This window comes from Bacillus sp. es.036 (genome assembly GCF_002563635.1).
Classification (GTDB): Bacteria; Bacillota; Bacilli; order Bacillales; family Guptibacillaceae; genus Guptibacillus.
The window spans coordinates 806,479-833,253 of record NZ_PDIZ01000001.1 but is presented as its reverse complement, the minus strand read 5'-3'; the positions used below and the strand labels follow the sequence as shown (position 1 = coordinate 833,253).

Sequence of the window (26,775 nt, the reverse complement as noted above, 5' to 3'; positions counted from 1 at the left end):
TTTATTATTAGTTATTAGCACCACGTCCTAAGTATAACATGGTTTATCAAACATGTACCATGAGGATTTTTCACCCTTTACTTGTTTGAATATTTCGTCTCTCATAACCACATGCGGGACATTCAAAAATGATGTTTTGATTTGACTGAGCCGTTATGGACTTCTCCATCTCATTGGTTCTTCCACAAACGGGACAAATTACTTTTGGAATTTCAGTATTCATTCTCTTCTCCTCCTTCCGTTCGCCTATGATAGAAGTATCGCCCTGTCCCATACATTTATTCCCTAACCCTCAAAACATAAAAATCCCCTCTCTCATGATGAGAAAGGGGTTAGCACTAGTAGCTTAACAGCGTGCGCACTTCGTCGACACTCTCACTACTTCCTGTTACGATCAAGCGATCACCGATTCGAAGTTCTGTATCGCCGTGAGGGACAATGGAATCTTTTCCGCGGAAAATACGAACGATGATCGTATCCCCGAGATACGGGAAGCTACGCAGTGGAACGCCATTGTATTCCACATTGTTCATGTTAATTTGATAAAGCGCGTTTTCTTCGCGAGTAAAGATATTCACAACACCTGGCGATTCGATGAGCGCTTTTAGCAGTGCTTTTGTGGAGAAGAACACTGAAAACACATCAATATTAAGCTCTCGTAGCTGATCCGCTATTTCAGTAAGCTCAATTCGTGCAATGACACGCTCGGTTCCATATTCTTTCGCAAATACAGCGATGTCTGAATTCGTCTCATCATCTCCTGAAGAAATAAGAAGAATATCTGCATCAAAAACCGCACTGTTCTTTAACGTATCGATACTATAATCAGATAGTTCGATGACTTTAAAGTGACTACTTTGCTTCTCAGAATCCACTTTTTCCTGCTTCGTATGATAAATGGATGTTTCATAATTCGCAGGATCAAGTTCAAGCGAGATCGGTAACGTAATTTGGTTCGCCCCAATAATCGCAAGCTTCTTTGCATGTGAACTTTCTTCTGGTTTCGGCATTAATTTCTTGAAGAGAATTGGTGCTAGTATACAGCTCATAATCGCAACCAAAATTAATGCAGATGACAGTTGATCATCAATGATGTTAATACGTTCCCCAATTTCTGCGGCCGCAATAACGAGAGAAAGTGTTGATGTGAGTAGCATTCCTGAACCAAGCACCGTTTTTGTATCATACCATTTCCTTAAAACGACTACTGGCACAAGCTTTGAAGCGAAAAGCGCAATTAATAGAAGTGGAATTAAGATTAAGACTTTCGGGTCCTGGAATAGAGACCAAATATCCAACTCCACCCCAACCATAACGAAAAAGATCGGGATTAGAAAACCATATCCAAATGAATCAAGCTTTTGGACAAGTTCTGTATTTGGAGAGAGTAACGAAACGAGTGCCCCTGCAAGGAAGGCACCTAAAATGTTTTCAGCACCAACTGTTTCAGAAATCCCTACCAATACAATAATTAACGTAAATACGGCTCTCGTGCCGATTTGAATGGTCCCTTTTGACATCGTTTCAATAAAGGAAAGATGTCTGAAATAAGCGCCAAGGAAATAAAGTAGAATCCCAGCTCCGAAAAGAATGAGAAGCAGCCACATATTCCCTTCTCCACCTGAATTCAGAGAAACGAAAATGGCCAATAAAATCATGGTAGCAAGATCGGCAATAACGGCGATTAGAAGAATCGTTTGTCCGATACTGCTTTTCATTATGTTGGCATCCTTCAATGTCGGCACAACAACACCAAGCGAGATGGTGGAGATAATCAGTGTCATAAAGAACGCATTGTCGGTGTATCCAAGAACAACAAACAGTAATGAAAGGAGATAGGATACAACGAAAATAAGAACAAATACAATGAACGACACAAGAACACGATTTGGTTCAAACTTACCGCTCGGGAGCTTTACTTTTTTCTTTTTATTCGCAAAAACCGAAAAATCAATTTCAAGACCACTTAAAAACATGAGAAAAATGAAGCCTAGCGTTGATAACGTATCAAGCCACGTATCTCCCTGAACTAAATTAAACCCACTTTGGCCAATGAAGATCCCAGCAATAATCTCAGCAACTACAACCGGCAAGAAATTCAGTCTGAAGCGGTGTAAGATAAACGGTATAACAAATGCGATAACGACTACGATAACAAGTGATGATACGGATGCACCGTGTTCCATTTCTTTCCTCCTCCAAACGTCTGCATTTAAGCGCTAAACAAGCTGGCTCATAAATGCAGTCGCCATTCCAAAATAAATAAGTATACTGATAATGTCGTTAATCGTCGTGATGAATGGCCCTGAAGCAACAGCAGGGTCTATGTTAAGCTTATGCATTAATAATGGGACAAGTGCACCAGCGAGTGTTGCGACAATCAACGTAAATAATAACGAAAAGCCAACCAATAAGCCAAGTAAAAAGGTTCCTTTCCACAAAAAAATAATAATCGTTACAAGAACACCAGAGGTTGCGCCTGTAATGAGACCAGTTCCTGCTTCTCGCACAATTAAGGTCCACTTACTATTCTCTTCAAAATCTCCCGTTGCAAGTCCCCTAACAACAACCGCAAGGGCCTGCGTCCCCGTATTCCCTGCCATCCCGGCTATTAGAGGGATAAAGACCGCAAGAAGTGGCACCTTATCGAGCGTTACTTCAAATTGACCAATTAAACTCGCTGTCATCATCCCTAGAAACAGAAGGATAATCAGCCAGGGAAGTCTCTTTTTTGCTGAAGAAAACGGATTGCGATCAAATGAACCGTCATCTGAAATCGCAGCGAGTTTTGAATAATCCTCTGATGCTTCTTCTTCGATTACATCAACGATATCATCGTGTGTGATAATCCCGAGTAAATGGTTTTGAAAATCAAGAACCGGAAGAGCTAGAAAGTCATAATCTCGCATAATTCTCGCGGCTTCTTCCTGATCCTCGCCAACCGAAATTGAAACAACTCGTTCATTCATGATTTCTTCAATTAACGTATCTTCTTCTGCAATAATTAAATCTCGCAAAGAAATAACGCCGACGAGCGTTTTTTGTTCATCTAATACGAAGATATAATAGATTGTTTCTGCTTCTGGCGCTTCCTGCCTTAAGATTTGCATCGCTCGCTTTACCGTTTGGTGTGCGCGGATTGATACAAATTCGGTCGTCATAATACTACCGGCTGTCTTTTCTTCATAGTGAAGCAGCTCTTTAATTTCATCCGCTGCATCATCATCCATGATGGTTAAGTAGCTTGCAATCTGTTCTGGATTTAACTCATTTAATACGTCAACGGCATCATCGGCGTACATCTCAGCAAGCATCTTCGCCGCATAAGCCGGCTCCATCTCTGAAATATATTCTTCTTGTTCTTCAATATCGAAGTTCTGGAAGATTTCTGCCATCTCTCGTGGTGATAAATAGGTGTACACGAGTAGCCTAATATGTTCTGATACTGTTAAAAAGAACTGCGATTGTTCATATGGGTGAATGTCGAGAAATAACTCACGAAATGCGTCTATTTCTTCTTGATCTAAGTGACGTATGAGTGCGTCGTATAAAGCCTGCGTCTCTTGCTCCTGGTAAGCCACTCTGCACACCTCCCTGTTGTTTTTTATAACAAAGTTACAAATGCTCAAATATGGCTATATCATTTATCGTAAAACTTCGATAAGCTTTGCTTAGGTACTGCTCCCTTAATCGATTACGCAAAGAAAGTAAAATTACCTTCCTATCTTAGTCGGTGTGTAGTTATTTTGTCAAAAATAAATACAGGAACCGATTTGCAAACGGAAGGATTTCAGATAAGATAGGAAATGTGATTAAAAGAAGGAACGCTTTTCTTTAGAAAGGATTATATCATGAACAATGACAATCAAACACCATGGCAACAAATAGATTTTACACTTTTGTTCTTTGTATTTCTTCTGATGTGTATTAGTACTGTTGCGATCTACAGTGCCCAGGCCTCACTCCCTGGAGAATTGAAAAACTTTAACTTTGCAGGAAGACAGCTTACATGGTATTTCGTTGGTGCTTTCGTACTTTCGCTCACACTGGTCATTGATTTTGATCGCTTTAGGCAGCTTTCCTGGTATCTCTACGGATTTGGAATTCTTCTTCTAATTTTACTAGCAGTAAGTCCAGAATATATTGGAAGTTATCAAATCGCGCCAATTCGAAATGGTGCCAAAAGCTGGTTCGTTCTTCCTGGTCTCGGAAGTGTGCAGCCATCTGAGTTTATGAAGATTTTTTTAATTATTGCCATTGCTTCAGCTTCTGTCTCGCATCATGAAAACCATCCATCAAAAACCATTCAGACAGATCTGATCCTTTTAGCGAAGATCTTCGGTATTGCCGCTGCTCCTCTGCTTATTGTTATGGCTCAACCTGACCTTGGTACAGCGATGGTATTTACAGCAATCGTTGTTAGCATTACGCTAGTATCCGGCGTACGTTGGAGACTTCTTTCTCTTTTAAGTTTAATAGGTGTAGCGGGTATTTCTACTTTCGTCTTTATTTTCTTCAAGTTTCCCGCATTCTTTAAAGCTTACTTACTTGATGAGTATCAACTAGCCCGATTCTACGGCTGGCTTGCTCCAGAAGAATATGCGGATGCTGGCTATCAAGCTACGAAAGCGATTCTAGCAATTGGGTCAGGTAAACTTGAAGGAAAAGGCTATGCAGATGGTACTGTTTACTTTCCTGAAGCACACACTGACTTTATTTTTGCCGTTATCGGAGAAGAATTTGGTTTCATTGGTGCAAGCATTACGATTTCGATTTTCTTCATGCTCATTTATCGCATGATTCATACCGCTCTTGAAAGCAATGAATCATTCGGAAGCTACCTTTGTGCTGGTGTCATCGGAATGCTTACTTTCCAGGTATTTCAAAACATTGGAATGACGATTCGAATCTTACCGATCACCGGAATTCCACTACCTTTTGTCAGCTACGGAGGAAGTGCCCTTTTAACCTACATGATTGCAGTTGGTCTTGTCTTAAACGTTCGCTCTCGAACTAAAACGTATATGTTTGAATAACCTGCCACCGCGGCAGGTTATTTTTATATGGAACTTAGATTCATGGTGATACTTGTTCTATCTTTAGGGAAAAGATAGAACATATAAGGAGGGAATAGAAAGTGTTCGATATAATCAGTGATATACACGGATGTTATGATGAGTTGAAAACACTCACGATGCGTCTTGGATATGACTGGGAAAGTGGTGTTCCCCTTCATCCTGATGGGAGAAAACTTGTTTTCCCTGGCGATATCACAGATCGAGGGAACGACTCTCTAGCGGTTGTCAAAATCGTTTCTCAACTCGTGACAAGTGGACAGGCGTTCTATTGCCCTGGTAATCATTGTAATAAATTCTATCGTTATTTGATTGGCAGGAACGTTCAGCAAACCCACGGTCTTGAGACAACGACGGCCGAACTTAATGCGTTACCAGCTAAAGACCGTACGATGATAAAAGAATCGTTTATTGCGCTATATGAGAATGCCCCGCTTTATTTGTCTCTTGATGATGGAGAGTTGATTGTTGCACATGCAGGTATACCAGAGAAATACATTGGACAAGTTGGGAAAAAAGTAAAAACCTTTGTACTTTACGGCGACATAACAGGCGAATCCCATCCAAACGGGATGCCTATTCGCAAAGACTGGGCAAGTCAATATGAAGGTGGTGCGCTCATTGTCTATGGCCACACCCCTGTCTTAGAACCAAGGTGGGTCAATCATACTGTGAACATTGATACCGGTTGCGTATTTGGTGGCAAATTAACAGCGCTGAGCTATCCGGAACTGAAAACAACGTCGGTTCAATCATCCATGCCTTACGTTTCAGAGAAGTTCACTTCGTTTCAATAAGTTCACGCATATCCTCTTCAAGCTCCGCTTCAAATCGGAGCTTTTTTTGTAGGAAAGGATGGTGAAATTCAAGCTGGGCACTATGCAGTGCTTGCCTTGAAATAAGTTCTTTCTTCCCCCCATAAAGATCATCACCTAGAAGAGGATGTCCTAAATGAGCCATATGCACTCTAATTTGGTGTGTACGCCCTGTTTGTAAGGATAGTTGGAGAAGAGAGAAACCCTTGTATCGCTTCACTGTATGATACCTGGTTAAAGCGTACTGTCCATCTGATCGCACTGTTCTTTCAATAATACTATCATCCTTCCTTCCTATTGGGGCTTCTACTTCACCATCTTCTTTGAGCTCACCATGTACTAACGCAAGATAAGATCGTTTCATTTCTTTATTTTTCTGCTGTCTTGAAAGTAGATCATGAGCATAACGATGTTTTGCAAAGAGAACGAGACCTGACGTATCACGATCAAGGCGATTGACTGCGTGAATGGTTCTGTTTAAGTTGCTTGTTTTATAATAATGCAAAACACCCTCTGCAAGGGATGCTGTCGAATGGCGAGAAGGGATTGTTGGCAGATTTGCTTGCTTATTAATCAGCAAAAAGTGCTCATCTTCATAGCAAATCCTTAATGGCAATTGTTGTGGGTACATCGTGTCGCTTATTTGTTCTTCCGGGAAAACTACTTCGACGACATCACCCTCATTTAAAATGGTCCTGACATTTTGGTGGACCCCATTTACTAACAAGTGCCCGCCTTTAAACTTGATATCCGTTAACATACTTCGTGATAGGTTCTTTTCTCTTAAAAGAAATTCTCTAAGTACCATGTGTGCTTCTTTCTCTAAAACTGTCCAGTTCATTTTAATTTCCAATAAAATTCACCTCATTACTACTTTAGCAAAAAGAAAGCACTGTCCAAAATTGAACAGTACTTTCTCTTCTTAATATACTTCATCTACAAAAGATTCTTTTACCCTTTTCCAAAATGGAAATGGTCTGAAACGGGCGAATCGAACTTTCTCTTCCGCCACTCGATATTGAATCGACTTTACATCTTTCTGAAGTAGGAAAAGATGGTCGATTGTAATTTGAAAATCAGCGTCGTTAACAGGTCTTAAAAGACACGTATGATGTTGCGGAAGGACTAGTGGCGACCCTACCGTACGAAAGACGCGATTATTAATGGACGCCATCTCAGAAAGCTGAATCGAAGGAAGCGCCGGATGAATAATCGCTCCTCCTAACGCTTTGTTATAAGCGGTGCTTCCAGAAGGAGTGGAAATGCAGAGCCCATCACCACGAAACGTTTCGAATAAATCGCCTTTAATTTCCACATTCATGACGAGAGAACCTTCCACACTTTTCACTGTACATTCATTAAGTGCAAGGTAACGATTTTCTTTCGAGCTATTCAAATAACGAACCGTTACTTCAAGCAGTGGGTATTCCACAATTTGAAAAGGCGTTCTTGCAATATGAATCACTAGCTTTTCGACTTCTTCAGGTGTCCAGTCAGCGTAAAATCCGAGATGCCCGGTATGAACACCAACAAACGCTGTATCTGCCAATCGGTCTTGATAATGGTGAAACGCATGAAGTAGCGTTCCATCGCCGCCAACTGAAATCACAATATCTGGTTCTACTTCATCATAGTCTAGATCAAAATCACGCAAATAATTTTTAATTCGCTGCTGAAGTTGGTTGGAGGTTTGATCCCCTTTGGACTTTACCGCAAATTTCACTATAGGCACCTCGTCTACTTTAATTTTCAGCTTTCTTTTGTTCATTTTCTTTTTTTTGCATAAATACTTTTTGAGCTTCCTTGATTTCACCGCGTATTTCAGACATTTCATCATCTAATTTAGATGCCGCTTCTGCAGCACGCTGAAGACGCTTTTTAACATCCTCCGGAATCTTCTTGTTGTATTTATAATTAAGCGAATGCTCAATTGTTGCCCAGAAATTCATCGCTAACGTGCGGATTTGAATTTCAACAAGAAGCATTTGTTCACCTTGAATTGTTTGAACCGGATATTGGACAACCACATGATAAGAACGGTAGCCACTTACTTTTTGATTCGTCACATAGTCACGTTCTTCAATGATATCGAAGTCTTTTCTTCCACGAAGGTGATGGATCACCTTATTAATATCCTCCACAAACTGACACATGACCCGTACCCCAGCAATGTCATGCATCTCCTCTTGCAACCGGTCGAGTGAAATCTTTTTGTTTTTTGCCTTATCAAGAATGCTCGAAATGGGCTTCACTCGCCCCGTTACAAATTCAACAGGAGAATGATCATCGGCTTTTTCAAACTGCTCACGGAGACCTTTTAACTTTATCTTTAGTTCGTTTACTGCTTGCTTATACGGGGCTAAAAATTCTTCCCAATTTTTCATCCAACCACCACCAACGACGATATCTATTACGAGGCTGTTAGAAATACTTTCTCAACAGCTTGATTCATGTCTTCTCCATAGTTCGAATTACCTTTAATATTCTCAATGAGGTAGCCAAGTTCCTCTTTTAGATCGACAAGTTCTAACGATGAACCGTGTTCAGAAGTAACAGTAACGTTCACGTCCTGTTCAAGAACTTTTGCTAACATCGGCCAAACTTCTTCCTGGAATCGAATGTATGTATACCCTTCTCCCCCGTCCAGTAAATAAACAAACGATAAGGAATCTGAATCCACTAGCATATTGCCTGTCGCTGTATAGAGGCTTAGATCAACTTTTTCATTCAAACCAAAGGTAAGTGTGTGATCGGTTAGTTCCCCTGTTATAATGTAGTATTGTTCTGGCACAAATACCTCTCCTCTCAATCTTTCCATTATGTATCACCTAATAGTTTATCATAATGCATTGGGGGATTTCATCGTTGTTGTTCTGTTTCAAGACATATGCCATAATTCTTTTATATCCAACAAAACAGGAGGACTCGTACTTGGCACAGGAACTAGAAATTGAATTTAAAAATATGCTTACGAAAGAAGAATACACTTCTTTACTTACTGCTCATAAGTTAGAAAATAACATTAAAACGCAAACGAATGATTATTTTGATACAGCTGATTTTCTAATTCGAGAAAATGGAGCTGCATTACGCGTTCGCAACAAAAAAGATAAGTTTGTCTTAACATTAAAGCAACCTGCAGATGAAGGATTGCTTGAAACACATCAGCCAATTTCATTTGAAACATTTGAAGCGATTAAGAAAAGTGCTTCTTTACCCGAAGGAGAAGTCTTAACTCAACTACAAGCGTTCGGTATTCAGGATCAGCTTATCTATTTAGGACGTTTAACAACACATCGTGCAGAATACATGCTGGATGAAGGACTTCTCGTTCTTGATCATAGCGAATACCTTAACCGAGAAGATTTTGAACTCGAATTTGAAGTTAGCGCTTTTGAAGCTGGGGAACGTGCTTTTAGTCACCTCCTTCAAAAGCATGAGATACCAAAGCGAGAGGCGAAAAACAAGATCTTACGCTTCTTTCTTGCTTCCCAAGAACAGGTCTAGACGGCCTGTTCTTTTTTGTTTGGCAATGATTTCAAATCGGATTATTTGCTGTTATGTAGGGAGGTTGCTAAAATGAAATTGAAATAAGGTTCTACCTGCCAAAGGGGAAAATCATTATGAAGCAAAACATGTATGATCATATCGGCGGTGTAAAGCTAGAACAGCTTGTGACTGCTTTTTATAACCGGGTTGCCGAGCATCCTGAATTAAAACCAATCTTTCCAGAAGATTTAACTGAAACAGCTCGAAAACAAACTCAATTCCTAACTCAATTTCTTGGAGGTCCTCCGCTATATTCAGAAGAACATGGACATCCTATGTTAAGAGCGAGACACCTCCCATTTGAAATTACACCGAGACGAGCAACGGCATGGCTTTCATGCATGCAAGAAGCGATGGATGAGGTACAACTCGATGAAGATTTAAAAGAACACCTATTAACACGATTAACGTTCACTGCCCATCACATGGTTAACTCGGGTGATCAGGAAGAGAAAGGAGAATCGAATTGACACCGAATGTAACTGGTTCCTATTGCGATTCTTACAATCCAAATGGACAATCCGATGTAGCATGTTCAGCCCAGACTCAAAAGGGCAAACCGATCGAAATATATTCATTTATAGATCCTCTCTGTCCTGACTGCTGGGGTCTTGAACCAATGATTAAGAAACTACAACTTGAATATGGACATACGTTCCGGATCCGACATTTAGTTGGAGGAAACATTAAAACATTTAACTCGTTTAAACGAAAAAATGAAGGCATCACCACACACGCTGATGTAGCCGAACGCTGGGAACGAACTGCAAGCCGCTCTGGCATGTCCTGTGACGGCGATCTATGGTATGAGGACCCTATGGACACCCCTTATATCGCATCGATCGCCATTAAGGCTGCAGAGCTTCAAGGAAAGCTACCTGGCTTTAACTTCCTTCGTAAAATGAGAGAATTACTTTTTATACAGAAGCAAAATATGACGAAGGAAGAAAATCTCGTACAAGCTGCTAAAGAAACGGGCCTTGACGTTCACGAATTCAAAAAAGATCTTCATTCTCAAGCAGCTGTAAAAGCCTTTCAATGTGATTTGAAAATTTCGTCTGAAATGGAAGTCAATGAACTACCTACACTTGTCTTTTTCAATGAAAACATTGAAGAAGAAGGGCTAAAGATTACAGGCCTTTATGACTATGATGTGTATGTACGAATTCTTACCGAAATGTTGAAGACAAAGCCAACGCCAGAACCGCTCCCGTCTCTAGATGCTTTTATGGATCGGTATCACTTTGTTGCGACAAAAGAAGTCGCAGTCGTGTATGACATGAGCTGTGAAGAAGCGGATGCAGCGATGAAGAAGCTAGCACTAAAACAAAAAGTAGAGAAAGTTCCTGCCAAACACGGCTCTTTCTGGCGTACTGTAAAAAATGGATAAAGAAAAAAATGGTCCCAGCGGGGCTATTTTTTTCGGCTTTTTCATACGAGTTATAAGTATGTAAATGTGTCATACGTATAGGTCGAGGAGGGAAAATGATGCGCTTCTATCTAATAATCGGCATTGCCTTCATTGTGATTAGCTTTGTAATGTTTCTTATGGGTCTACTAAAATTCATTCCTGTACCAATTGGAGCAGCACTTTTATTTGCTTCCATTCTCTTTACTGTTAGTATGTTCAATTCTCGCAATCAATTCAGAGGATTTAATCGCTAAAAAAGACCTTCTCCAAAGTGGAGAAGGTCTTTTAATTAGGCTTCGAACAACAAGTTTTCCATTTCGTTTAGAATGGATTCAAATACGTCCAACGCATCACTGATAGGCTTAGATGAAGTCATATCCACACCAGCTTTCTTTAGCACCTCAATTGGGTAGTCCGAGCTACCTGCTTTCAAGAAATCAATATATCTTGAGACAGCGTCGTCCCCTTCTTCAAGAATTTGATTTGAGAGTGAGGCTGCTGCACTAAATCCTGTCGCGTATTGGAACACATAATAGTTGTAATAAAAATGAGGAATTCTCGCCCATTCAAGAGCAATCTCATCATCAATCACAAGATCTTCCCCAAAATACGTCTTGTTTAAGTCATAGTAAAGAGATGAAAGTAAATCAGGCGTTAGCGGCTCACCGTCCTGAGCTTTCTTATGAATCATATGTTCAAACTCCGCAAACATCGTTTGTCTAAACACTGTTCCTCTAAATCCTTCTAAATAGTGATTCAATAAGTAAAGCTTTTCTTTTTTATCTGAAGTATTTTCAAGTAAATAATGATTTAACAATGATTCATTCGTCGTGGAAGCTACTTCCGCAACAAAAATGGAATAGTTCGCATATGGGTATGGTTGATTTTCTCTTGTATAATAACTATGAACCGAGTGACCAAACTCATGAGCAAGCGTAAAGAGATTATTAACATTATCTTGCCAGTTCATCAAAATATAAGGACGCGTCCCGTAAGTTCCAGACGAGTAAGCTCCACTTCTCTTCCCAACGTTCTCTTGAACATCTACCCAACGATTGGCAAATCCTTCTTCAAGGATATTCTTGTACTCTTCACCAAGTGGTTCTAACCCTTTTACGATATACTCTTTTGCTTCGTTATAAGAAACTTCCATTTTCACATCAGAGACGAGAGGTGTATACATATCATACATATGAAGCTCATCAAGTCCAAGCGCTTTCTTACGTAACTTTACATATCGATGTAGCAAATCCAAGCGATTATGCACGGTTTCGATTAGGTTGTCGTAAACATCTTCTGGAATATTATTACTATCAAGCGCTGCCTGTCTTGCTGAATCGTAATTTCTCACTTTTGCATAATAATTATCTTTTTTTACTGCGCCACTTAAAGTAGATGCAAACGTATTTTTAAATTTACCATACGTGTCATAAACAGCTTTAAACGCATCTTTTCTTACACGTCGATCGCTACTTTCAAGAAAACGGATGTATCGCCCGTGTGTAACTTCGACTTCTTCACCATTTTCATCTTTAATGGTCGGAAACTTCATATCTGCATTGTTTAGCATACCGAACGTATTGCTGGAACTGCTTGTAACATCGCTCACACCTGCTAGGATCGCTTCTTCTTCCTTTGAAAGAACGTGTGGCCGCTCTCTGTTAATTTCATCAAGGGCGTGCTCATAGAGCGTTAATTCTTTCTTGTCACTCAAATATTGCTTAATCGTCTCTTCAGGTACGCTTAAAATTTCTGGTACAACAAAGGCTAATTCACTGCTAACTTGTGTTGCAAGATTAGCCGCTCGGTCATTAAGCCCTTGATAATGCGAATTCGTTGTATCCTGGTCATAGCGCATATGAGCGTATGTATAAAGCTTACCAAGTTTAATCGTAATTTCATCTTGTTTTTGCAGAGCGTTATATAGCTTATCAGCCGACTCTGCAAGCTTTCCCTTATATTCCTTCATTTGTGGAAGAAGTGCTTTTATTTCATTAAATTCCTCTTCCCACTGCTGATCGTTTTCATAGATCGCTTCTAATTCCCACGTATCTTCAACCGGAATTTCATCTCTTTTAGGTAGTGCATTTACTTTTTTCTCTTCCATGAATCGACACCTCCATCAAATAATTTCCTCACATTCATTATCGTACCATATTCTCTTAATGATGCTTACAATTTCGCTCGACAAACCTTGCAAGCTAAATAAGCTTCTTATACATCAATTTGTCAAAATGGAAGCACTGTTCTACCTGTTTATGAATCGTCGGTTGATAAAGCTTTTCATATCGTTCATTATCCCATTTTTTTAACACTTTTAACCGAACTAATTGCTTTACATAACCTTGAAGAGCAGCACGAACACCATCAATATGAGCTGGACAATATCTTGGTAGAATCAAGCCAGAAGAAATAACTTGTGCAAATGCATGAAACAATGATTGAAAGGTAAAACCACTGTGGAAATGGATCGTAGGAAGGTAGCAAAGGAGAATCCACGTCTGCCACAAATAGGCAGGTGTTTCAATCCAGTAATTATCGTCAGAGGGAATGCCGGCTTCTGAAGGAAAAAACCGAATTGAATGACCGCCAGCATATAAACGTTTACGCAGATAAAAAAAGGCATATGACCTTTCACCATGGGGATTTTGGCGCCAAATTTTCTTTTGCTTAAACCAAATGGAATAGGAATGTAGCTGTTCTTCCCAATCAGGAAGTTTTGTAAAAAGGGGGTTGTATGATGTCTTTAATGCAGAGGTATACAATGTGGAACAAATAAATTTGGTGGGAGTTAAGCTATGATGAAGAAGGACAGTCGCGAATTTTCGTTCTACGGGGCAATAATAATAAATGGTTGGGAAACGGTGATGGTGGGAAGCTGCTGCCCAATCCATTGAAGACATCGTATAAACGGATTGGTACGATCTTCTTAGGCGCTTTGCACTTAATATCCATTGAACTTGAATGTTTGCTGATTCATAAGAAAGCGTTCGTTTTGTAAGAAGTTTGTCCTCAATAGAAGAGCATTGATATTCAATTGCCGTTTGCGAATGAGGAAGAAATAAATCGGGGCGCTGATTAGTTTTGGTTAGGAAATACTCCACTTCCACATTAGAATAATCTTTTTTCAACCATTCATAGAGCTGAAGCTTTCCAGTTAGATGCTCGTTTGACTCACGTTCCCACTGGGTTTCACACGTGTGAGTTCCATGATGAGCAAAATGCCAGGTCCTCTTCTCACCTAGTTTCATGACGACAGGTTGTCGACATCCTGGACAAAAGTAGGAAGTGGAACGTCTTAATTTGATAAGTTCATCTAGACGATATTGCCGGTCTGCAAGATTGAGCAAATTTCCATTCATTGCTCGGGCTGTTAACATCACAACACCTCTCTTTCAATTGTTCCTTAACCTCTATTCGCTTCGAAGGTCCATAGTCCTTCTTCGTTTCGCAACTGGATTTTGTATATTACATATAAAAAGGCCGATTCCCATTGGAAATCGGCATCATTTTATAAGAGTGGGAAGTGTCCGCGGAGTTGTTCTAGAGCTTCCTCAGAGAGAATCTCCTTACCGTATTCCTGTATGCGGTGAATCGTCAATTCTGTCTCATATCCATATTCCAACAGCTGACTTAAACGGTTGTCTTGATCTTCTTCTATCAATGTATCATCAAAGACAACGTGGAGATAGTAACGATCCTCATAATGGTATAGACCATTTTCAACTCCAACAGGATCAAATCCGTGCGATAATGAAATGACATCTTCAAAATCTCTAAACGCGATCATAAAGGAAAGCTCTTCTCCTTCAAGAGGTTCAGGCTCGTCTTCTGGATCTAAATTATTCTGAAGGGCAAACTTATCATCAAGAATTTTATCCATGTTTTCATCGAGTGGAAGATCAAGCTGCTTTTCCTCTGAAATCGGTAATTCAAGTTTAGATCCGTCGTTTGACATTTGAGCACGAGTGACAATGATCTCAAGTCCTTTTTCAAGAGCTTGAACCTGAATCCAGAGAGGGCCCTCGAGTGAAAACTGTTCTCTTTGATGAGCTTCATCCATCATCTCCCAGAACAATTCTTCTCCTCTTTCTCTGTCGTACCAAATTTCTTCTCGATCGAATCCTCTATTTTCAATGTCTCTATACGTAATAAAGAATTTCAATGTATTCGCGTTGACGCGTTCGATTTCCATGTGCACTCTCTCCCTCCTGTTTAGTTAACCGGAAGGCTATTCCCTCTGGGATACTCCTAATTTCCTCTTTCCCTTAAGCGGTTCAAATTAACCACTTTTCTCTTGTAATACCATTCTATGATAAACCATCAAAGAATGGAAATAAAAAATCGTTTGATTTTTTCACTCATATTACACCATATACACGATATATTTATTTATGTGTATAGCTTGCCCAAAAGTGCTCCTGTCATGAGATTAAAAAATTCGCTACTCGGGAGTGGATTCCTTGTTTAACTTAGAAACCATTACTCAGGTTTTCTTCATTATCGGAATTGATATCGTACTTGGTGGAGATAACGCAGTTGTCATTGCACTCGCCTGTCGTAATCTCCCTCCCTCTCATCGAAGTAAGGCCATTATGATGGGTACAGCTATTGCTGTTGGACTTAGAATAGCACTAACAATAGTGGCTGTCTATTTATTAATGCTCCCTTTCTTATTAATTGTCGGTAGCCTCTTTCTTCTCTACATTTCCTTTAAACTTGTGATTGATAGTGAGGGCAGTGAAAACATTCATTCGACTTTCTCTTTCTGGGGAGCGATCCGTACAATTGTCGTAGCTGATTTAATCATGGGCCTCGATAATGTGCTTGCAATAGCAGGCGCTTCTGAAGGAAAATTACCGCTTGTTGTTTTCGGATTAGTGATCTCTATCCCTATTATCGTATGGGGGAGTCGCATGATCATGCATGCCCTTGATCATTTTCCGATTTTAATTTACATCGGTGCTGGAATTTTAGCTTTTACATCGGCCAAAATGTTAACAAGCGCAGCTGAATTAAAAACGTTTTTCTATACTTACCCTTCCTTAGAAATTGCGACTCAAGTTGCCTTCCTTCTTTTAGTAATTGTTGGAGGCTGGTTCGTAAAGAAACTAAAAGGGAATATCGTTTACATCCAATAAATAATTTTTCTAACAAAAAAACTTCTACAGGCAATGCTGTAGAAGTTTTTTATTAATTAACGAGACGCTGTGCCTCTTGAAGTTGAAACGTACGAACTTTTCTAGGTAGGAAACGACGAATTTCATCTTCGTTATATCCAACCTGAAGTCGTTTTTCGTCCAAAATAATTGGACGGCGAAGCAATCCGGGATGCTCGCTAATCAGTTCAAACAATTCCTGTAATGAAACCGTATCAAGATTTAAGTTCAATTCCTGGAATGTTTTAGAGCGAGTTGATATAATTTCATCTGTTCCGTCTTCCGTCATCCGTAGAATTTCTTTCACTTCTTCGATTGTTAGAGGCTCGGAAAAAATATTTCGTTCTGTAAACGGAATATCATGCTCTTGCAACCACGCTTTTGCTTTTCGGCAAGATGTGCAGCTTGGAGATGTATAGAGTGTTACCATAAGGAATTGCTCCTTTCTATAAGTAAACGTCAAATCCACATTAGAAAAATTATCTTTTCACAATTTGTATTATACTACAATTCTTATCAAATAAATAGGGGATGACAAAAATTACATAAAAGCTATACAATAGCTATACAATTGTTTAATGTTAAGTCTAACTCCTATATTCCCCATCGCCAACTATCCAAACCTGTATTGTTATAAAAATGTTTGAATTTCAGATAAAAAAAGTTTGCTTCACATGATACGATTCGTAAGAGATACACTAATTCTGAGGTGAATAATATGAAAAAGGCTGTTTTCCTTGCTAGTATGCTTGTCTTTGCAAGCGCTTGTACAACAGAAGAGATTACAAATCAAGAAACTGCAAATGAACCAATACCGGTAGAAGTAGCATCGGTTGATCAAAAAGATATTTCAAATGATCTTGAATTATCCGGTCAAGCTACCCCTGGAGTAACCATCCCTCTTGCTGCACCTTCTCCACTTAAAGTGACGGAGATAAACGTGACGGTTGGAAGCACAGTCGAAAAGGGAGATTTAATTGCTGCTCTAGATGATTCAACTGCAAGAGAAAATGTCACTCAACTAACTAATGCAGTGAACGAACTCGAGAAGGCTGTTAATCAAGCCAAGGAGCTTTCTGGACAAGCTGAGAAAAGTGCTCAGGAACTGAAAGATCTTCAATCAGAATTAAATCATTCTCTCGAGCGCTCTAAAGAGCTTCTAAGTGAATTGGATTCTGAAGAAGTAACAGCAGCAGATGTTTTAAAAGAAAGTCTTGAAGTGACAATCAAGCAAGCACAGCTATCACAAGCAGCTGCACAGGTACCTTCAATGTCTGCGGGTAATGTCACACAATTAGAAACACAGCTATCCGAAACAAAAGCAAGTTTGAATCAAGCACAGGATGTCTTAAATGCGACAACAATTGAATCACCTATTAATGGCATTGTTTCTCAGATTAATGCCGAAGAAAATGCAGCGGCCGTTCCAAGTACGCCTCTTGCAGTCGTCGTTAATTTAAATCCAATCAAAGCAACATTTCAGGTGAATAGCTTTCAAATATCGCAATTAAAAAAGGATCAAGATGTAGCGATTACATTCGACGGAGTTGACGGTACATTTGATGGAAAATTAAAAGCCATCCCACCAACCGCTAATGAACAAACGGGCTCGTTTCTAATCGAAATTCCTCTTGAGAATAAAGATTTAAAAATTAAAGGCGGCATGAAAGCTACTGCTACCATTCAGACTGACCTAATTGAGAATGCCATCGTTGTGCCAAAAGAATCAATCATCTATGGTGAAGAAGAAACATTTGTGTACGTTCCTCAAGGGAAGAAAGTAAAACAAGTCAATGTTGAACTTGGTGCAGAAACTGATAAAACCATCCAGATTACAAGCGGCCTTTCAAAAGGTGACCAAGTGATTACAGAAGGAAAAGACCGCTTAAATGAGGCATCCGAAATCCAGGTACAGAAGTGAGTTGAGTCCATATGAATATTGCTAAGCTTTCCGTGTTTCGCCCCATTGCCATGGGGATGGTCATTATTTTCATTCTCATCATCGGAACCGTTTCACTTCGAAACATGCCGGTCGACCTTTTCCCAGATTTAACGTTTCCTGTTGCTGCGGTAACCGTTACTTATGAAGGCGCTGGACCTGAAGAGGTTGAGAATCTACTCGCCTCCCCTCTTGAAAATGTCATGGGGACTCTTCCAAATGTCGAAAGCATTTCTTCCGTCTCACAAAATGGCGGAGCGTTAATCCTCGTTTCTTTTGAGTGGGGTACCGACATGGATTTTGCGACACTTAATATGCGGGAACAAATTGATGCCGTGAGAGATACTCTTCCATCTGAAGTTCCAATCCCAAAAGTATTGCGATTTAATCCAAGTGATATCCCCATTATGCAGCTTGGTGTTGCCGGCTCAGAAGAAGACCTTACCGCTGTTAAAAAAGTGATTGAAGATCAAATTAAGCCATCACTTGACTCCGTCCCTGGAGTTGCTGCCGTTACCATTGAAGGACAGCTTGAAAAAGAAATACGACTAACAGCTGATCCCGATAAACTTAGTCAATATGGGGTTACACTAACAAATTTACAGCAGCTCATTGGCTCAGAAAATCTTAACCTACCGAGCGGGTCCATCGAAACCGAAAATAAGAACTTACCGCTTCGTGTGACTGGTGAGTTTAAATCTGTAGATGACTTAAAGAATCTATCCGTTCCAACAGAAAACGGTACGGTAAAGCTCAATCAGCTCGTTGAAATTGAAGAGATGATGAAGCCTGCTGTTCAAGAAAGTTTCCTAAACGGTGAACCAGCGATTGGCTTTTCAATTCAAAAGCAATCAGGTGCAAATACGGTTCAAGTCGTGAAACAGGTTAATGAAAAGCTTGAAGAAATACAGCCTTCTCTTCCAGAAAATATGGAAATTAAAACGGTGTTTGATCAAGCTAAATTTATTAATCAATCCATTCGTGCAGTTGTATGGAACATTATCATAGGAAGCCTTTTAGCAGCTGCAGTGCTTTATCTGTTTTTACGAAACATTCGCAGCACGCTGATTATTGGTCTGTCCATTCCAATCTCGATCGTAGGGGCATTTATTTTAATGTACTTTTCCGGCCAAACCATTAATCTTCTTACATTGGGAGGCCTGGCGCTAGGCGTTGGTATGATGGTCGATAACTCGATCGTTATTCTCGAGAATATCTACCGGTTAAGACAAGAAGGAAAATCACTGAAAGAAGCAGCTGTAGAAGGAACAAAAGAAGTAGGTAGCGCCATTATTGCGTCTACACTCACAACCGTTGTTGTGTTCTTGCCAATCGTGTTCGTTACTGGTCTTGCCGCTCAGCTCTTTAAACCACTGGCGCTTGCTGTAACATTTTCTTTATTGGCGTCGCTGTTTACAGCTCTGATTATTGTACCTTTGCTTTCTTCACTATTAATGAATCGAAATGAATCAAAATCCATTTTCCAACTAAAATTCGATCGCCTGAACAATTGGTACAGACGGATATTAGATAAAACCTTATCTCATCCTAAAAAGACGGTTGGTTTTACCGTCTTACTATTAGCCATTTCTGCAGCAGGAACCCCTTTTATTGGCACGGAGTTTCTGCCTGCACAGGACCAAAGCTTCGTAAACATATCAGCTAATCTGCCTGCGGGAAGTTCTTTAGATGCAACCGAGAACGTTACTGAGGAAATTGACAATGTGTTAAATTCGATTCCTGAAGTTGACCTTTCTTATTTAACGGCAGGTGGTTCTGACAATTTTAGCATTGGTGCAGGAAGCCAGACGAATCGAGCTACTTATAGCGTACTGCTCGTACCTATTGATGAGCGTGAGCAGTCCGATTTAGAAGTAGCAGAGGATATACGAATGAAACTCAAAGATATTCCAAATGCTGATATATCTGTTTCTGCAAGTGACTCTGGATTTAGTGCTGATCCGATTTCGATTAATATTATTGGATCAGACCTTGATGTTCTTAAAGAGCTATCAGATGATGTGATGGAAAGCATTTCAGAGGTTGATGGCGTAAGAGAACCAACTTCTAGTATTGAATCCAACAATCCTGAAGTTCAAATCCTAATTGATCGCGAGAAAGCAGCTAGTTATGGAATAGGAAGTTCTCAAATTTCAACCGCTATTTCAAATGCAACGAAGGGGCTTGTTGCGAGTAATCTTGCTCGAGACGGAAACCAACTGGACATTCGCCTTGCAGTCGAAGATAAATATACAGATTCACTAGATTCACTCTCGAGTCTGCTTATCGAAACACAAACCGGTGAAAAAGTTCCTCTTTCCGCTGTAGCTGAAATTGAGCGAGGATTAGGTCCTTCGGAGATTACACGTACTGATCGACTAAGGCAAGTTGAAATTACAGCCAGTTTGTTAGGCAGAGACCTTGGAACAGTAACCGACGAAATTCGTGAGAAGCTTGTTAAAGACGTTCCGCTACCAGGTAATTCTTATAAAATCACGTTTGGTGGTCAAGATGAACAAATGAATGATGCTTTTTTTAAATTATCTGGAGCACTTGCGCTTGCTATCGTTTTGGTCTATATGGTAATGGCCGGACAATTTGAATCCTTTCTCTATCCGTTTATTATCATGTTCTCTGTTCCACTAACGGCCATCGGTATTATTTTTGGGCTGCTCATATCCTTCCAACCTCTCGGCGTAGGTTCGCTCGTCGGCATGCTTATCTTAACTGGGATCGTTGTAAATAACGCGATAGTCCTTGTTGATTATATTAATAAGCTACGTGAGACAGGAATGAACACGCGAGAAGCGATTTTAGAAGCTGGACCTATTCGTTTAAGACCAATCCTCATGACGGCCTTAACAACGATCCTTGGCCTTGTACCACTATCGCTTGGATTTGGAGAAGGAACTGAAATTCAACAGCCTATGGCGATTGTCATTGTATTTGGGCTAAGCGTTGCCACTTTTATTACGCTAGTCTTTATTCCAGTAGTGTATTACCTAATTGATCTTCGTCGCCAAAAACGGCTAGAAAAGAAAATGGAAATGAATCAATAGAAAAAACCGAAAGCCGTCATTGGCTTTCGGTTTTTATAATCGCTAGCATTAAGCAGAGGTTCTCGTATTTGAGGCGGGCTCTTTCGAAGACTGCGGTTTCCAGGTTTTCCAGCGTCTTTTCAATAAATCCTTCAACCATTCGCGCTTCTTTTGCTTTTTCTTCTCACGATTCTTCATAAGAAGTTTCCCTCCTGATCGAAAACAGTACTCTTATTCTTCGATAAGTTCCTTCTCTTCTTTAAGGCTCAGCACTTCTTCTACCGGCTGATACGATTCACCATAAAGCTGTTTATCCTTATAGGTGTGAATCTCTTGATACGTATGTTTCATTGCTTCGTATACTTCTTTCTCACCAGCTTCACTCGGTGACCAGTATAAGATCTCCATTTCATTAATTTCGTTAGTAGCAAGAGATCTTCTACGATAGCCAATTGACTTCGCATGTTTAAAACCTTCTCGAAGATAAAAGCGCTGTCTTTTTTCCGTATCTGTTTCTTCATAATCAACTGGCTCAACTTCAAGGATAATTGGTTTTTGCTTTTCTTTCAATTGTTCAATTAATTTCTTTCCTAGCCCCTGACCTCTGGCATCCCTGGAAACGAAAATATAGTCCACGAATATGAAATCAGGAAGATCGGCATACATTAGAACATGGTGCGGTCCCTCGTCCTTATTGTAAATGTCACCCTTTTCTTCCAATAGCAAGTCCATATGCTCTTTTGATTTCATCTCTTCAATGGGGAAATATTGCTTCAGCTTCTCATACCAGTTCATTGATCTACTCCCTTATAATTAATTCTTCACTATCAGTATAACACATTTATCCAGTAAAATAGTGCTAGACATGCTAATCGTTATTTTCCCCTCTTCTTAAATAAGTAAACATTTAGTACACTCATACTATAATAAGATTTGAGGAGGAAGGACATGAATTTTTTTAGTGAATTTCTTTTATTAGCTGCGCTACTTATTACTTTTACAGCTTTTATTGCTATATTTTTAAATGCTTCAGGTCGTCTCCTTTTCCAAAAGAAAAAGAATATTTTTCAGAAACCACTTCATAGTAGTCAAAAAAACTGGAAAAAATTATCGAATGATCCTAACTAATTAGAAAAGACCGCCATCATTGGCGGTCTTTACTTGAAATCATGGTGTATAATCGACGTTTTTTGTATAACTATTACTCGCATCCCATAGTAGGAATTCATTAATGCCGTTGTCATTTAAAGCTTTGATTTGCGCTTCAACTTCCGCTTTACCATAGTTTAAATAATTTCCGCTACCAAGATAGCTTGCAGTGAAATCCTGAATCCAAGGACGACTTGTAGGTGCTTCTTCAAGCTTACCTAACACTGCGTTTTCTACCTTCGCATATTCGTTCACTAAGTTGTATGGCTCAAGATCCGGCTTAGCGATGCCAAAGTAAGATCCCCAATGACTTGGGTAGATCATGGACGAAATCACATCAACATTACTTGAAATTTTAGAGAAGTTTTGTCCAATTCCCGGTGCTTCAGGAATCGTCGCTGAGTAGCCAAAAATATCAACCGATACATCCACATCATATTGTTCAAGCTTAGCATTAGCATACTCCACAAAATCAGTGACAGCTTGAACTCGTTTTTGGACATTGTCCATATCCATATCGGCATACTTGCCCATCGAATACTCTAATGTGTCTTCGCGTGTTTCAAATCCTTCTGGGAAACGAACGTAGTCGAATTGGATTTCTTTGAAGCCCATTTTAGCTGCTTCAATCGCAATTTCCACGTTATAATCCCACACTTCTTCTTTAAATGGATTAACAAACGCTTCTCCGCGTCCATTTTTCCAAACAGAACCGCCCTCTTTATAGGAAAGTTCTGGTCTCGCTTCCGCAAGAACAGTATCCTTAAAAACAACTACTCTCGCAATTGGATAAATATCGTTTTTCTCCATTTCTTCTAATACGCTACGAGGATCTTTCATATAAGGTTTCCCAATCTCGTACTCTGCCAATGGCGAGTCCTTCTTTGGTTCATATGTAAGGTTTCCAAAATCATCTTTAATATCGATGACCATTGCATTTAGATCTGTTGAATTCACGAACTCCGTGAGCTTACTAAAACGACTTCCCCCAGCTGAATTTCCCGTTACATAAATACCTCGTACTGCATCTGGATACTTAAAATCCAGTCCAGAATCATATACAAATCTTGGAAGACGATCTGGAAGTGTTAATTCTTTGTTTTCTAATTCAAAACCTTTAAGATTTGTCGCGGATCGTCCATCTTCTGCAAATACAGGTTGTCCGAACACAGAAAATAGCAAAAATGACGCGAGCAGGCTTTTCAACCCAAGTTTAAAAATACGCACAGCTTCTCTCCCCTTTATTAGTTTGCCTCCTCTATTATAAGACGAATAACCGGGCTTTGAAAGAACTTCCAGTAAAATTTCTCATGTCTTTTTCGTGAACTCTTATGATTGATTTATTTTTTTCTAGATGGTATGATGTTTAGAAAAATAAATTCAAGAAAGTTAGGAGGCCATTAACATGAGAAACGTCACCTTATCAGATATTTTCCAACTTCCATTTGCACGAAAATACCTAAAACGCGCTGGACTGGCTCATGCGATTACCGTGGCCAAACACGCTTATCATTTTGCAAATAAGCATGAGGTTAATCCCGATCTTGCGACAAAAGCAGCTTTACTTCACGATATTGGTCACTATACATGGTACCGCAATGGACAATGGGACTATAATTTATATAAACAAAATGACATTCATGCGATTAAGGGAGCTGAGCGAGCACACAAAATGCTTATTCGCCTCGGTGAAAATCCTGTATCAGCTAAAGAAATTGCCGTCGCCATTCTTTTTCATACAGATTCGTACTTTATGGGTACCGTTAACCGCAATGCTTTGCAAGAAGTCGTCGCTATGGCTGATGAAGCTGACGAAGAGCCCGGTGGCAAACACCACTACAAAGTGATGTCTGAAGAGGAAGCAAGAGCTGAACTTAATGCATTGGATGACTTAGTTGAAAGTAGTTTAAACAATCAAAATGAGTGGCAACAAAGTGTATAGACTTACTCCTATTCGCATAGGAAAGGGATTTCAATGAGCATCCCCCTTTCATCCCTTTCCACCACCATCCCTCCCCATTTTTTAAGAAACTTCTCTCCCATTTCATTAGCCGGCGTTTTCATTCTAATTGCTTTTTTTCTCTGTTTTTCAGCTAACTTAACCACAAAATCATAAAGACCCCATCTTTTTTCTTCTGAACCTTGATAAAAAAACTCCAATAACTCCATGCACTCTGATAAACTTTCCATCCACACGTAACCAACTGTTTGATCTTTTGATTCAAAAAGGTATATTGTAGAATAAGGGGAAGGTGCATTTCCGACTCTTATGACGTTTTCAGACCTGATTGATTCGAGTGTTTCGTTATCAAAGTCAGGGTTATATGCGTAAAAAATCATACAATACCTCCTCTTTAAACGACCTATTTTGTATTTAACGCTAGCTTAATTTAAAACTTCACCATCCAAAAGGAGCTCTTATGTCTAAATTGAAACTTAGTTTACTCATTTCCACTTTTATTCTATGTGGCCTTATTTTAGTAGACTATTCGGTGTACACTGACTTATCCCTTTATATTAAAGGATTTCTGATCGTACCACTCATCACTTACATCGCTTATCTTGTAACAAAATTTAAAAACAAAAAAGCATCATAGAAAAGGACCGCATTTCAGCTGAAATGCGGTCCTTAACGGTTTTAAACCGTTACTTGATACTTTTGGTACTCTTCTTCTGTACAAGCAATCCAGTGGCCTTCCACTACTTCACGAAGGACACGCTCTTCCCCATTTTTAGGAAGGTGCTTTTCAGGATCATAAATTTTACGCTTTCTTGAACGCTCATATTCTGGATCCGGAAGTGGAATCGCAGAAAGTAGCGACTGCGTATAGGGATGCAGCGGGTTACGGTAAAGCTCTTCACTTTCAGCAAGCTCAACAATTTGACCACGATACATAACACCAATCCGGTCACTGATGTATTTCACCATCGAAAGGTCATGCGCAATAAACAAATACGTTAAGCCTTTTTCACGCTGGAGCTTCTTCATCAAGTTAACGACCTGTGCTTGAATCGAAACATCCAGTGCAGAAATTGGCTCATCAGCAATGATAAACTCCGGATCTACAGCAAGGGCGCGAGCGATTCCGATACGCTGTCTTTGTCCACCACTAAATTCGTGGGGGTAGCGGTTCGCATGCTCTTTGTTCAATCCTACTGTTTCAAGAAGCTCAACCACTTTGTCCATACGAGCTTTCTTAGACGTTGCAAGACCGTGGATATCAATGCCTTCAGCAATAATATCAGAAACGGTCATTCTCGGATTTAATGAAGCATAAGGATCCTGGAAAATCATCTGCATTTTTTGATTAAATTTCTTAAGCTCTTTTGCAGACTTCTTTCCATGAACATCTTCACCATTAAAACGAACTTCACCATCTGTTGCATCGTAGAGGCGAATAATCGTTCGTCCAGTTGTCGATTTCCCACAACCAGACTCACCTACAAGGCCGAACGTCTCACCTTTATAAATATCAAATGTTAAACCATCAACAGCTTTTACAGTGCTTTTACCTACTTTAAAATGCTGCTTCAAATTTTTGATTTCTAATAGTTTCTCTTGACTAGACATTCTTCCCACCATCTTTCGCGCCAATGATCGGCTCGCTTGGAGCCATTCCCTGCATCCGCTTTTTAATCGCTGCAGGCGGTTCTACTTTAGGTGCCTTTTCGTGCAATAGCCATGTAGCTGCATAGTGCGTATCTGAAATCTTGAATAAAGGTGGTTCCATCTCCGTGTCAATCTTCATCGCATAAGGATTACGTGGTGCAAATGCGTCACCTTTAGGCGGATCAAGAAGATCTGGAGGTGAACCTGGAATCGCAATTAGCTCTTCATCCGTTGAATCAAGACTTGGCATGGAACCAAGAAGTCCCCAAGTGTAAGGATGTTGAGGGTTGTAGAAGATTTCATCAACAGTTCCTGTTTCAACAATTTTACCTGCATACATAACAGCTACACGATCTGCAATATTTGCTACAACCCCAAGGTCGTGCGTAATAAAGATAATCGACGTACCCATTTTTTCTTGAAGGTCATTTAATAGTTCAAGAATTTGTGCCTGAATCGTTACATCAAGTGCTGTAGTTGGCTCATCCGCAATAAGAACACGTGGATTACACGCTAGGGCAATTGCGATAACAACACGCTGTCTCATACCACCAGAGAATTGGTGAGGAAATTCATTCACTCTTCCCTCTGCATTTGGAATACCAACAAGTTTCAAAAGCTCGATCGCACGTTCTTTCGCTTCAGACTTACTCATGTTTTGATGCTTTACTAACCCTTCCATGATTTGTTTTCCAATTGTCATGGTTGGGTTCAATGATGTCATTGGATCCTGGAAAATCATTGAGATTTCAGATCCGCGAAGTTTTTGCATTTCCTTTTCGGACAGCTGAGCAAGATCACGATCACCGAACTTGATCTCACCTTCTTTAATACGTCCAGGAGGGTTTGGAATCAAGCGCATAACTGCTTTTGATGTAACGGATTTACCTGACCCTGACTCTCCTACAATTGCTAATGTTTCACCTTTATTTAAATGGAAGTTTACTCCACGAACTGCCTGTACCTCTCCAGCAAACGTATCAAAGGAGACGTGCAAATTGTTCACTTCTAGAATCTTTTCCATTCTAAT

Annotated in this window: 29 protein-coding genes; 12 read left to right on the top strand and 17 right to left on the bottom strand. The window is 39.9% G+C overall.

Annotated elements, in window-relative coordinates; all coding sequences use genetic code 11:
- Nucleotides 1-70: 70 nt before the first annotated feature.
- The 3 genes from ATG70_RS22345 to mgtE all read right to left on the bottom strand — a co-directional run bounded on the left by ATG70_RS22345 (nt 71) and on the right by mgtE (nt 3,581).
- Nucleotides 71-223: a hypothetical protein gene (locus ATG70_RS22345; protein WP_098443149.1), complete on the bottom strand. Its 153-nt coding sequence runs from the start codon at nt 221-223 to the stop codon at nt 71-73.
- A 115-nt stretch (nt 224-338) separates the two neighbouring features.
- A complete protein-coding gene (locus ATG70_RS04375) occupies nt 339-2,186 on the bottom strand; it encodes a monovalent cation:proton antiporter family protein (RefSeq protein WP_098443148.1) in 1,848 nt (615 codons plus the stop codon).
- 33 nt (nt 2,187-2,219) lie between these two features.
- The gene (gene mgtE / locus ATG70_RS04370; protein WP_098443147.1) at nt 2,220-3,581 is read right to left on the bottom strand and encodes a magnesium transporter; all 1,362 of its coding nucleotides are present in this window, start codon (nt 3,579-3,581) and stop codon (nt 2,220-2,222) included.
- A 270-nt stretch (nt 3,582-3,851) separates the two neighbouring features.
- On the opposite strand from mgtE, the gene ATG70_RS04365 reads away from it, so the two are divergent.
- Nucleotides 3,852-5,036, top strand: coding sequence for an FtsW/RodA/SpoVE family cell cycle protein (locus ATG70_RS04365; protein ID WP_098443146.1), 1,185 nt, complete (start codon nt 3,852-3,854; stop codon nt 5,034-5,036).
- A gap of 101 nt (nt 5,037-5,137) precedes the next feature.
- Nucleotides 5,138-5,872, top strand: a complete 735-nt coding sequence (gene prpE / locus ATG70_RS04360; protein ID WP_098443145.1) for a bis(5'-nucleosyl)-tetraphosphatase PrpE — start codon at nt 5,138-5,140, stop codon at nt 5,870-5,872.
- Here prpE and ATG70_RS04355 read toward each other — a convergent pair.
- The 4 genes from ATG70_RS04355 to ATG70_RS04340 all read right to left on the bottom strand — a co-directional run bounded on the left by ATG70_RS04355 (nt 5,856) and on the right by ATG70_RS04340 (nt 8,708).
- Nucleotides 5,856-6,731 carry an RluA family pseudouridine synthase gene (locus tag ATG70_RS04355; protein ID WP_098445713.1) on the bottom strand — a complete coding sequence of 292 codons (876 nt, stop codon included), beginning with the start codon at nt 6,729-6,731 and terminating at the stop codon, nt 5,856-5,858. The two genes, prpE and ATG70_RS04355, sit on opposite strands and share 17 nt — an antisense overlap.
- A gap of 81 nt (nt 6,732-6,812) precedes the next feature.
- Complete coding sequence (locus ATG70_RS04350; RefSeq protein ID WP_257147614.1) at nt 6,813-7,613, bottom strand: NAD kinase; 801 nt, start codon at nt 7,611-7,613, stop codon at nt 6,813-6,815.
- 19 nt (nt 7,614-7,632) lie between these two features.
- Nucleotides 7,633-8,274 carry a GTP pyrophosphokinase gene (locus ATG70_RS04345; protein ID WP_098443143.1) on the bottom strand — a complete coding sequence of 214 codons (642 nt, stop codon included), beginning with the start codon at nt 8,272-8,274 and terminating at the stop codon, nt 7,633-7,635.
- 26 nt (nt 8,275-8,300) lie between these two features.
- Nucleotides 8,301-8,708: a hypothetical protein gene (locus ATG70_RS04340; RefSeq protein WP_098443142.1), complete on the bottom strand. Its 408-nt coding sequence runs from the start codon at nt 8,706-8,708 to the stop codon at nt 8,301-8,303.
- 113 nt (nt 8,709-8,821) lie between these two features.
- Here ATG70_RS04340 and ATG70_RS04335 point away from each other — a divergent pair, with 113 nt between their 5' ends.
- The 4 genes from ATG70_RS04335 to ATG70_RS04320 all read left to right on the top strand — a co-directional run bounded on the left by ATG70_RS04335 (nt 8,822) and on the right by ATG70_RS04320 (nt 11,104).
- A complete protein-coding gene (locus ATG70_RS04335) occupies nt 8,822-9,397 on the top strand; it encodes a CYTH domain-containing protein (RefSeq protein ID WP_098443141.1) in 576 nt (191 codons plus the stop codon).
- A gap of 116 nt (nt 9,398-9,513) precedes the next feature.
- Nucleotides 9,514-9,909: a globin domain-containing protein gene (locus ATG70_RS04330; protein WP_179886184.1), complete on the top strand. Its 396-nt coding sequence runs from the start codon at nt 9,514-9,516 to the stop codon at nt 9,907-9,909.
- A 92-nt stretch (nt 9,910-10,001) separates the two neighbouring features.
- Entirely contained in the window at nt 10,002-10,829 is an 828-nt protein-coding gene (locus ATG70_RS04325) for a ClpXP adapter SpxH family protein (RefSeq protein WP_257147762.1), read from the top strand.
- A 98-nt stretch (nt 10,830-10,927) separates the two neighbouring features.
- On the top strand, nt 10,928-11,104 hold the full coding sequence (locus ATG70_RS04320; RefSeq protein ID WP_240904099.1) for a hypothetical protein: 177 nt from the start codon (nt 10,928-10,930) through the stop codon (nt 11,102-11,104).
- A 35-nt stretch (nt 11,105-11,139) separates the two neighbouring features.
- Here the strand turns inward: ATG70_RS04320 and pepF are convergent, their stop codons facing one another.
- The 3 genes from pepF to mecA all read right to left on the bottom strand — a co-directional run bounded on the left by pepF (nt 11,140) and on the right by mecA (nt 15,045).
- Nucleotides 11,140-12,957: an oligoendopeptidase F gene (gene pepF / locus ATG70_RS04315; protein WP_098443137.1), complete on the bottom strand. Its 1,818-nt coding sequence runs from the start codon at nt 12,955-12,957 to the stop codon at nt 11,140-11,142.
- A gap of 94 nt (nt 12,958-13,051) precedes the next feature.
- Complete coding sequence (locus tag ATG70_RS04310) at nt 13,052-14,230, bottom strand: competence protein CoiA (RefSeq protein ID WP_098443136.1); 1,179 nt, start codon at nt 14,228-14,230, stop codon at nt 13,052-13,054.
- A gap of 131 nt (nt 14,231-14,361) precedes the next feature.
- Complete coding sequence (gene mecA, locus ATG70_RS04305; RefSeq protein WP_098445712.1) at nt 14,362-15,045, bottom strand: adaptor protein MecA; 684 nt, start codon at nt 15,043-15,045, stop codon at nt 14,362-14,364.
- A 268-nt stretch (nt 15,046-15,313) separates the two neighbouring features.
- Between mecA and ATG70_RS04300 the strand changes: the two genes are divergently transcribed.
- Nucleotides 15,314-15,991, top strand: a complete 678-nt coding sequence (locus ATG70_RS04300) for a TerC family protein (RefSeq protein ID WP_098443135.1) — start codon at nt 15,314-15,316, stop codon at nt 15,989-15,991.
- 52 nt (nt 15,992-16,043) lie between these two features.
- On the opposite strand, the gene spxA is transcribed toward ATG70_RS04300, so the two are convergent.
- A complete protein-coding gene (spxA, locus tag ATG70_RS04295; RefSeq protein WP_098443134.1) occupies nt 16,044-16,439 on the bottom strand; it encodes a transcriptional regulator SpxA in 396 nt (131 codons plus the stop codon).
- A gap of 288 nt (nt 16,440-16,727) precedes the next feature.
- Between spxA and ATG70_RS04290 the strand changes: the two genes are divergently transcribed.
- Together ATG70_RS04290 and ATG70_RS04285 are read left to right on the top strand one after the other, a co-directional pair.
- On the top strand, nt 16,728-17,930 hold the full coding sequence (locus tag ATG70_RS04290; RefSeq protein ID WP_098443133.1) for an efflux RND transporter periplasmic adaptor subunit: 1,203 nt from the start codon (nt 16,728-16,730) through the stop codon (nt 17,928-17,930).
- A gap of 11 nt (nt 17,931-17,941) precedes the next feature.
- On the top strand, nt 17,942-21,007 hold the full coding sequence (locus ATG70_RS04285) for an efflux RND transporter permease subunit (protein ID WP_098443132.1): 3,066 nt from the start codon (nt 17,942-17,944) through the stop codon (nt 21,005-21,007).
- A 48-nt stretch (nt 21,008-21,055) separates the two neighbouring features.
- Here ATG70_RS04285 and ATG70_RS22730 read toward each other — a convergent pair whose 3' ends face one another.
- Both ATG70_RS22730 and ATG70_RS04280 read right to left on the bottom strand, forming a co-directional pair.
- A complete protein-coding gene (locus ATG70_RS22730; protein WP_255462008.1) occupies nt 21,056-21,184 on the bottom strand; it encodes a hypothetical protein in 129 nt (42 codons plus the stop codon).
- 33 nt (nt 21,185-21,217) lie between these two features.
- On the bottom strand, nt 21,218-21,781 hold the full coding sequence (locus ATG70_RS04280; protein ID WP_098443131.1) for a GNAT family N-acetyltransferase: 564 nt from the start codon (nt 21,779-21,781) through the stop codon (nt 21,218-21,220).
- A gap of 153 nt (nt 21,782-21,934) precedes the next feature.
- Here ATG70_RS04280 and ATG70_RS04275 point away from each other — a divergent pair, with 153 nt between their 5' ends.
- Nucleotides 21,935-22,114, top strand: coding sequence for a hypothetical protein (locus ATG70_RS04275; RefSeq protein WP_098443130.1), 180 nt, complete (start codon nt 21,935-21,937; stop codon nt 22,112-22,114).
- 39 nt (nt 22,115-22,153) lie between these two features.
- Here ATG70_RS04275 and ATG70_RS04270 read toward each other — a convergent pair whose 3' ends face one another.
- Nucleotides 22,154-23,362 carry a putative glycoside hydrolase gene (locus tag ATG70_RS04270; RefSeq protein WP_373560755.1) on the bottom strand — a complete coding sequence of 403 codons (1,209 nt, stop codon included), beginning with the start codon at nt 23,360-23,362 and terminating at the stop codon, nt 22,154-22,156.
- A gap of 178 nt (nt 23,363-23,540) precedes the next feature.
- Here ATG70_RS04270 and ATG70_RS04265 point away from each other — a divergent pair, with 178 nt between their 5' ends.
- Nucleotides 23,541-24,077: an HD domain-containing protein gene (locus ATG70_RS04265; protein ID WP_098443129.1), complete on the top strand. Its 537-nt coding sequence runs from the start codon at nt 23,541-23,543 to the stop codon at nt 24,075-24,077.
- Between the two features lie 8 nt (nt 24,078-24,085).
- On the opposite strand, the gene ATG70_RS04260 is transcribed toward ATG70_RS04265, so the two are convergent.
- On the bottom strand, nt 24,086-24,475 hold the full coding sequence (locus ATG70_RS04260) for a hypothetical protein (RefSeq protein ID WP_098443128.1): 390 nt from the start codon (nt 24,473-24,475) through the stop codon (nt 24,086-24,088).
- 80 nt (nt 24,476-24,555) lie between these two features.
- Here ATG70_RS04260 and ATG70_RS22340 point away from each other — a divergent pair, with 80 nt between their 5' ends.
- On the top strand, nt 24,556-24,732 hold the full coding sequence (locus tag ATG70_RS22340) for a hypothetical protein (protein ID WP_179886183.1): 177 nt from the start codon (nt 24,556-24,558) through the stop codon (nt 24,730-24,732).
- Between the two features lie 41 nt (nt 24,733-24,773).
- Here ATG70_RS22340 and ATG70_RS04255 read toward each other — a convergent pair whose 3' ends face one another.
- Complete coding sequence (locus ATG70_RS04255; protein ID WP_098443127.1) at nt 24,774-25,706, bottom strand: ABC transporter ATP-binding protein; 933 nt, start codon at nt 25,704-25,706, stop codon at nt 24,774-24,776.
- Entirely contained in the window at nt 25,699-26,769 is a 1,071-nt protein-coding gene (locus tag ATG70_RS04250) for an ABC transporter ATP-binding protein (RefSeq protein WP_098443126.1), read from the bottom strand. The genes ATG70_RS04255 and ATG70_RS04250 overlap by 8 nt, the downstream gene beginning before the upstream one ends.
- Nucleotides 26,770-26,775: the final 6 nt, after the last annotated feature.

Bases quoted from the DNA above. Each gene is read 5' to 3' on its own strand.
- ATG70_RS04365 (WP_098443146.1), top strand. From the start codon at position 3,852: ATGAACAATGACAATCAAACACCATGGCAACAAATAGATTTTACACTT.
- ATG70_RS22345 (WP_098443149.1), bottom strand. From the start codon at position 223: ATGAATACTGAAATTCCAAAAGTAATTTGTCCCGTTTGTGGAAGAACC.
- ATG70_RS04330 (WP_179886184.1), top strand. From the start codon at position 9,514: ATGAAGCAAAACATGTATGATCATATCGGCGGTGTAAAGCTAGAACAG.
- spxA (WP_098443134.1), bottom strand. From the start codon at position 16,439: ATGGTAACACTCTATACATCTCCAAGCTGCACATCTTGCCGAAAAGCA.
- ATG70_RS04320 (WP_240904099.1), top strand. From the start codon at position 10,928: ATGCGCTTCTATCTAATAATCGGCATTGCCTTCATTGTGATTAGCTTT.
- ATG70_RS04355 (WP_098445713.1), bottom strand. From the start codon at position 6,731: ATGAACTGGACAGTTTTAGAGAAAGAAGCACACATGGTACTTAGAGAA.
- ATG70_RS04280 (WP_098443131.1), bottom strand. From the start codon at position 21,781: ATGAACTGGTATGAGAAGCTGAAGCAATATTTCCCCATTGAAGAGATG.
- ATG70_RS04255 (WP_098443127.1), bottom strand. From the start codon at position 25,706: ATGTCTAGTCAAGAGAAACTATTAGAAATCAAAAATTTGAAGCAGCAT.
- ATG70_RS04375 (WP_098443148.1), bottom strand. From the start codon at position 2,186: ATGGAACACGGTGCATCCGTATCATCACTTGTTATCGTAGTCGTTATC.
- ATG70_RS22340 (WP_179886183.1), top strand. From the start codon at position 24,556: ATGTCTAAATTGAAACTTAGTTTACTCATTTCCACTTTTATTCTATGT.
- ATG70_RS04340 (WP_098443142.1), bottom strand. From the start codon at position 8,708: ATGGAAAGATTGAGAGGAGAGGTATTTGTGCCAGAACAATACTACATT.
- mecA (WP_098445712.1), bottom strand. From the start codon at position 15,045: ATGGAAATCGAACGCGTCAACGCGAATACATTGAAATTCTTTATTACG.
- ATG70_RS04265 (WP_098443129.1), top strand. From the start codon at position 23,541: ATGAGAAACGTCACCTTATCAGATATTTTCCAACTTCCATTTGCACGA.
- pepF (WP_098443137.1), bottom strand. From the start codon at position 12,957: ATGGAAGAGAAAAAAGTAAATGCACTACCTAAAAGAGATGAAATTCCG.
- ATG70_RS04275 (WP_098443130.1), top strand. From the start codon at position 21,935: ATGAATTTTTTTAGTGAATTTCTTTTATTAGCTGCGCTACTTATTACT.
- ATG70_RS04260 (WP_098443128.1), bottom strand. From the start codon at position 24,475: ATGATTTTTTACGCATATAACCCTGACTTTGATAACGAAACACTCGAA.
- ATG70_RS04345 (WP_098443143.1), bottom strand. From the start codon at position 8,274: ATGAAAAATTGGGAAGAATTTTTAGCCCCGTATAAGCAAGCAGTAAAC.
- ATG70_RS04290 (WP_098443133.1), top strand. From the start codon at position 16,728: ATGAAAAAGGCTGTTTTCCTTGCTAGTATGCTTGTCTTTGCAAGCGCT.
- ATG70_RS04250 (WP_098443126.1), bottom strand. From the start codon at position 26,769: ATGGAAAAGATTCTAGAAGTGAACAATTTGCACGTCTCCTTTGATACG.
- ATG70_RS04285 (WP_098443132.1), top strand. From the start codon at position 17,942: ATGAATATTGCTAAGCTTTCCGTGTTTCGCCCCATTGCCATGGGGATG.
- ATG70_RS22730 (WP_255462008.1), bottom strand. From the start codon at position 21,184: ATGAAGAATCGTGAGAAGAAAAAGCAAAAGAAGCGCGAATGGTTGAAG.
- ATG70_RS04310 (WP_098443136.1), bottom strand. From the start codon at position 14,230: ATGTTAACAGCCCGAGCAATGAATGGAAATTTGCTCAATCTTGCAGAC.